Here is a 6,669-nt window from a genome sequence, read left to right as displayed (position 1 = left end):
GGGTGGGGACGGAAACCATTTGACCCGTGATTTTTACTCACGGTAAGACGATTATTTATCGATGGTGTCAGTTTATCTATCCAAATAAGCTTCGACCCATGAACACAGCCACCCTCACCGTCAACCAGCGCACCTACAACACCCCTGGCACACCGACCGTCATCGTCTGCATCGACGGTTGTGAGCAGGAGTACATCAACCAGGCCGTGCAGGCGGGGCATGCGCCCTTCTTCGCCCGGCTGTCACAAGGGGGCACCGTGCTGTCGGGCGACTGCGTGATGCCCTCCTTCACGAACCCGAACAACCTGTCGATCGTCACCGGCGCGCCGCCCAGCGTGCACGGCATCTGCGGCAACTACTTCTTCGATCCCGAGCAGAACGCCGAGGTGCTGATGAACGATGCGCGCTACCTTCGCGCGCCGACCATCCTGGCGCAGCTCGCGAAGGCCGGGGGGAAGGTGGCGGTCGTCACGGCCAAGGACAAGCTTCGCAGCCTGCTCGGCCACGGGCTCCAGGGCATCTGCTTCTCCGCGGAGAAGGCCGACCAGGCCACCCTCGTGGACAACGGCATCGAGGACGTGCTGGCCAAGGTCGGCCTGCCCCTGCCGTCGGTGTACAGCGCGGACCTCTCGGAGTTCGTGTTCGCGGCGGGGGTGATGCTGCTGCGCACCGAGCGGCCGGACCTCATGTACCTGTCGACCACCGACTACGTGCAGCACAAGTTCGCGCCGGGCACCGAAGGCGCGAACAGCTTCTACGCCATGATGGACCGCTACCTGCAGGAGCTGGACCGGCTCGGGGCGGTGATCGGCATCACCGCGGACCATGGCATGAACGCGAAGAGCGATGCGCTGGGCAAGCCCAACATCGTGTTCCTGCAGGACCTGCTGGACCGCACCGCCGGCCTGGGCAAGGCCCGCGTGCTGCTGCCGATCACCGACCCGTACGTGGTGCATCACGGCGCCCTGGGTTCGTATGCCACGGTCTATGTGTCGAACCCGGCGGACATCCCCGCGATCCAGCAACAGCTGCGGCGGATCCCCGAGGTGGAAGACGTGCTGGACCGGGCGAGCGCCGCCGCCCGCTTCGAGCTGCCGCCCGACCGCATCGGGGATCTGGTGGTGCTGAGCCACCGGCTGTCGGTGCTGGGCACCTCGAGCAGCCAGCACGACCTGTCGGGGCTCACGGTGCCGCTGCGCTCCCACGGCGGGCTGTCCGAGCAACGCGTTCCCCTTCTCTTCAACCGCGTGCTCACGGGCGTGCCGCAACGGCGGCTGCGGAATTTTGACGTCATTGACCTGGCGCTGAACCACACAGCCTAGGCCACTGGCCATCGGTGCGTTCGAAAACTTCAACAAAGGAGACATCCCCCATGATCAGCTGGCAGCAAAAAGGAATCCTGGTTTGCCTTGGACTCTGCGCGGCGGGATCCGCCACCGCCCAGGCCTTCCCGAACAAACCGGTCCGCATCGTGGTGGGGTTCGCCGCCGGAGGGTCCACCGACAAGCTCGCCCGTGTGCTGGCCCAGCGCATGACCGAACTGCTGGGCCAGTCGGTGATCGTGGACAACCGGCCCGGCGCGGCCGGCAACCTCGCGGCCGAGATGGTGGCCACGGCGCCGCCGGACGGCTACACCGTCTTCATGGCGACGCTCAGCAGCCAGGCGATCAACCCCCATCTCTACAAGCTCAAGTTCGATCCGATCAAATCGTTCGAGCCCATCGCGCTGGTGGCCAAGTACCCCTTGCTGCTCGTCGTGCCGCCCCAGCTGCGCGTGAACTCCGTGCCCGAACTCATCGCCCATGCGAAGGCCAACCCGGGCACGTTCTACGCCTCGTCGGGCAACGGCTCGCCGGCCCACCTCGCAGGGGAGATCTTCAAGAGCGCCACCGGCACCGACGTGCAGCACATCCCCTACAAGGGCGGCGGCCCTGCCATGGTCGCGCTGATGTCGAACGAGGCGCAGTTCGGCTTCGAGACCATGCCCAGCGCCATCGGCCACGCGCGCGGCGGCAAGCTCAAGGGCCTGGCCGTGACCTCCGACCGGCGCTCCACCGCCGCCCCCGAGCTGCCGACGATGCAGGAGGCGGGCGTGAAGGACTTCTCGGTGACCTCATGGGCCGGCCTGCTCGCGCCCGCCGGCACACCGAAGCCGGTGCTCGAGCGCCTGACCCAGGCGGCGCAGAACGCGATCGGCGGCCCCACCGTCAACGCGGCCCTGGCCAGCGATGGCGCCGAACCCGGCACGGGCGGCGGCGCCGAATTCAAGCGCTTCATGGACGACGAGCTCCAGGCCTGGGGCAAGGTGGTGCGGGCATCGGGGGCGAAGGTCGACTGAGCTTGCGATCGGCTGCCGACATGAAACACCTGTTGAATCTTCTGGCAGCGATCGCCCTGCTCGTCTGCTCCACCCAGCTTGTGCGCACCGGCATCCTGCGCGTGTTCGGTGCCAACCTGAGGCAGGTCCTGGCGCGCAGCATCGGCAACCGCTTCACCGCGGCCCTCTCGGGCCTGGGCGTCACGGCCCTGGTGCAGTCGAGCACGGCGACCGCGCTCATCGTGTCGTCCTTCGTCGGGCAGGGGCTGCTGAGCCTGCCGGTGGCCCTCGCGGTGATGCTGGGTGCCGACATCGGCACCAGCCTGATGACGGTGGTGTTCTCTTTCGACCTGTCCTGGCTGTCGCCGCTGCTCATTCTCGGTGGGGTGGTGATGTTCATCTCCCGCCAGCAAACGGCCGTCGGCCGCGTGGGCCGGGTGCTGATCGGCCTGGGGCTGATGCTGCTGGCGCTGCGCCTGGTGTCGCAGTCCACCGAGGTGCTGACCCAGTCGCCCGTGGTGAAGGCGCTGCTGGTCTCCGTCAACAGCGATCTGCTGCTGGAGATCACGGTGGGCGCCGCGCTGGCCCTCATGGCCTATTCCAGCCTGGCCATCGTGCTGCTGACCGCCACCCTCGCGGCGTCCGGTGTCGTGCCCACGGACATGGCCCTGGGCATGGTGCTGGGCGCCAACCTGGGCAGCGGTCTGCTGGCCGTGGTGACCACGGCGCGTTCAGCCATCGAGGTGCGCCAGGTGCCGCTGGGCAACCTGATGTTCAAGGCACTGGGCGTGCTGCTGGCGGCGCCGCTGGCGCCGGAATGGCTGCACGGCATGCAGCCCTATGTGGCGGACCCGGCGACGCTGGTGGTGCTGTTCCACCTGAGCTTCAACATCGCCGTCGCCCTCCTGTTCATCGGCGTCACCCAGATCGTGGCGCGCTGGGTCGAGCGCCTGCTGCCCAAGCCCGACAAGAACCGGGTGGCCGGGCGGCCGCACCACCTGGACCCGTCGGCGCTGGCCACGCCCTCGCTGGCGATCTCCTGCGCGGCGCGCGAGGCCATGCACCAGGCCGACGTGGTCGAGACCATGATGGTCGGCATGCTGGCCGTGATCAAGAACAACGACCTGCGCCTGGCCGAGGAGTTGCGCAAGCTCGATGACTCGGTCGACGAGCTGTACTCGGCCATCAAGTACTACCTGACCAAGATCTCCCGCGAGGCGCTGGCCGAAGAAGAAAGCCGGCGCTGGGCCGACATCATCAGCTTCACCATCAACATGGAGCAGATCGGCGACACCGTCGAGCGCGTGCTGCTGGACATCGAGGACAAGAAAATCAAGATGGGGCGCAATTTCTCGGACGCCGGCATGGCCGAGATCTGCGAGCTGCACGCCCGGCTCATCGACAACCTGCGCCTGGGCATGAGCGTGTTCCTCAACGGCAACGTGCGCGACGCGCAAAAGCTGCTGGAAGAAAAGGCGCGCTTCCGGGACCTGGAGCGCGCCTACGCCACCAGCCACCTCGTGCGCCTGACCGACAACACCGTGCAAAGCATCGAGACCAGCTCGCTGCACATCGACCTGATCAGCGATCTCAAGCGCATCAATTCGCACATCTGCTCGATCGCCTACCCCATCCTGGATTGCGCGGGCGCGCTCGCGCCGAACCGCCTGCGAGCCAGCCAGGGTCTGGCGGAACACGGCCTCCGAACCGAGGCGATACCCCTGCGGGTTCTATAATCGCCGGCCGGTTCGACCCTTCCATCGGGTCGAACCGCACGGTTCGAAGGTGCCCCGCCGCCAGCCATGGCGATGGGGTTAAACGGGAAACAGGTGACGGCGTCTTTCACGGCGCAACAAGCCTGTGCTGCCCCCGCAACGGTCAGCGGATTCGGGAACGCTCACGCGATGCCACGGCATCGGCAGCCACTGCGCCTCCAGGCGTGGGAAGGCGAGAAGTTCCTGTCGCGAGCATGCCCACAACGCCTGCACGACGACGCTCCGCGAGCCCGGATACCGGCCTTCGCATCGCCTTCGGACGCTGCGGGAGTGCGTGGTCCGGGCCAAGCCGAGCTGCGTCCGCCAGCGCCGGCGCCGCCCCACCATCACGTCCCCTCCCCACGCGTTTTTCTGTCGTTGGGCCTGCGGGGACGCGGGCCGTTGGAGGAGAGTTCTCATGCGTCATTCATTGCCCGCGCGTCAGCGCCAGGGCCGGGCCTTTCGCGGCCACCGTTCATCCGTTTGCACCGTGGCCCTGATGGGCGCGCTGTCCTCGGCCGCCCTGGCGGCGCAGGACGCGGGGACGCTGGCACCGGTCGAGGTGCGCACCGAAGGCCTGCGCGCCAGCGAGGCGGTCACGGCCACCAAGAGCGCCACCCCCATCGAGCGCCTGCCGCGCTCGGTGAGCGCCGTCACCGACACCGAGATGAAGGCGCGCGACGCGCAGTCCGTCATGGAAGCGCTGGAGCACGCGCCGGGTCTGTACGGCGGTGGTTATTCGAGCGGCGCGCTCACGCGCGAGTACCCCATGGTGCGCGGCTTCCTGGTCTACCAGTACCTCGATGGCCTCAAGCTGCACGACAGCAACTGGGCCGAGGAGCCTTACGGGCTCGAACGCGTCGAGCTGCTGCGCGGCCCCGCGTCGGCGCTCTACGGCCAGGGCAGCCCCGGCGGCCTGATCGACCTGCGCACCAAGCGCCCCACGGCCGAGACCGTGCGCGAGGTGGGCCTGCGCGTGGGCAGCCACGGGCTGCGCCAGGGCCAGTTCGACCTGGGCGGCGCGCTGAACGCCGACGCCACCTGGCAGTACCGCCTCACGGGCCTGGTGCGCAAGGGCGATGGCGAGATCGACCACACCCAGTCCGACCGCCGCTACTTCGCGGGCGCTCTCACCTGGAAGCCCGACGCCGCCACGCGGCTCACGCTGATGGCCAACCGCCAGGAAGACCCGAGCCTCACCGTGCACCAGCCGCTGCCGCGCGTGGGCACCATCGTGCCGGGCGCCAACGGGCGCTTCATCTCGCGCGGCCTGTTCCTCGGTGAACCGGCGCGCCACGACTCGGACAAGGACGCCTGGCGCGTGGGCTATGCGTTCTCGCACCGCTTCAACGAGGTCTGGTCCATCGAGCAGAACGCCGCCTACAAGAAGGTGGACATCCATGTGGACGAGATGCAGGCCACGGGTGTGGCGGCGGGCGCCACCGGCTGGACGCGGCGGCTGTTCGCGGCCGACTACACCATCGTGACCAAGCAGGTCGATACGCGCGTGGTGGCGCGGTTCGATGCCGCCGGCACGAAGCACCGCGTGATGCTGGGCCTGGACGCGGCGCGCGTGCCCAACTACCAGGGCACCGGCACCCGCGCGGCCCCGGCCTTCGCGCTGGACCTCTACAACCCGGTGTACGGCCAGGCCCTGCCGGCCAACCCCATCACGTCCAAGCGCGAGCAGCGCCTGCGCCAGACCGCGCTCTACGTGCAGGACCAGATCGACTGGGGGCGGCTGTCGGTGCTGGTCGGGCTGCGCCGCGACAAGGCCACGCTGGACCAGAAGACCGCCGTGCTCAACACCGTCACCGGGCGCTTCAGCGATCCTTCGTACACCCCCAAGCGCGACCTGGCCACCACCGGCCAGCTGGGCGCCAGCTACGACCTGGGCGGTGGCTGGTCGCCGTTCGTGAACTACGCGGAGTCGTTCTCGCCCGTCACCGGCACCAGCGCGGCAGGCCGCCCGTTCGAGCCGCACACCGGCAAGCAGATCGAGGCCGGGGTCAAGTGGGTGCCGCCGGGCCGCGCCCTCGTGGCCACGGCCTCGGTCTACGAACTCAAGCAGCGCAACGTGCTCACCAACGACCTGGCCAACCCGGGCTTCGCCACGCAGACGGGCGGGGTGCGCTCGCGCGGGGGCGAGATCGAGCTCAAGGCCGGGCTCGCGCGCGGCCTGGACGCCATGCTCTCGTACTCGGCGACCGACGCGGTCGTCACCGCGACCAACACCGTCAACGGGGTGGGCAAGCACCCGGTGGGCGTGCCCGAACAACAGGCCTCGGCCTGGCTGTCGTACCGCGTCGGCGCGGGCGCGCTCCAGGGCCTGAGGTTCTCGGTCGGCCTGCGCCACGTGGGCGAGTCGGCGGGCGACGCGCTCAACACCTTCGAGGTGCCGTCCGCCACGCTGTTCGACCTGGGCGTGCAGTGGAGCCTGGTGAACCTCTCGCCCTCGCTCAAGGGTTGGGAGACCTCGCTGGTGGTGAAGAACCTGGCCGACCGCCGCTACGTGGCGAACTGCGACAACGCCACGAACTGCTACTACGGCACGGGCCGCCGCGTGGCCCTGACCGCCTCGAAGTCGTTCTGAGCGGC

4 protein-coding genes and 1 riboswitch are annotated in these 6,669 nt (G+C 68.6%); all 4 genes read left to right on the top strand.

The window, feature by feature from the left end:
• The first annotated feature begins 98 nt into the window (after window positions 1–98).
• The 4 genes from phnA (at window position 99) to AC3WPZ_RS12740 (ending at window position 6,664) form a co-directional block, all read left to right on the top strand.
• A complete protein-coding gene (gene phnA, locus AC3WPZ_RS12755) occupies window positions 99–1,322 on the top strand; it encodes a phosphonoacetate hydrolase (protein WP_492439902.1) in 1,224 nt (407 codons plus the stop codon).
• Window positions 1,323–1,372: 50 nt separating this feature from the next.
• On the top strand, window positions 1,373–2,338 hold the full coding sequence (locus tag AC3WPZ_RS12750) for a Bug family tripartite tricarboxylate transporter substrate binding protein (RefSeq protein ID WP_492439900.1): 966 nt from the start codon (window positions 1,373–1,375) through the stop codon (window positions 2,336–2,338).
• 20 nt (window positions 2,339–2,358) lie between these two features.
• Entirely contained in the window at window positions 2,359–4,053 is a 1,695-nt protein-coding gene (locus AC3WPZ_RS12745; protein WP_492439898.1) for a Na/Pi cotransporter family protein, read from the top strand.
• Between the two features lie 30 nt (window positions 4,054–4,083).
• Window positions 4,084–4,352: riboswitch (cobalamin riboswitch) on the top strand.
• A 137-nt stretch (window positions 4,353–4,489) separates the two neighbouring features.
• Window positions 4,490–6,664: a TonB-dependent siderophore receptor gene (locus AC3WPZ_RS12740; RefSeq protein WP_444687157.1), complete on the top strand. Its 2,175-nt coding sequence runs from the start codon at window positions 4,490–4,492 to the stop codon at window positions 6,662–6,664.
• Window positions 6,665–6,669 lie beyond the last annotated feature (5 nt).

The sequence above is a fragment of the Hydrogenophaga sp. FW305-3-2-15-A-LB1 genome, assembly GCF_058787875.1.
The sequence above is the reverse complement of the archived record's forward strand: the minus strand, read 5'-3'. Positions and strand labels throughout refer to the sequence as shown.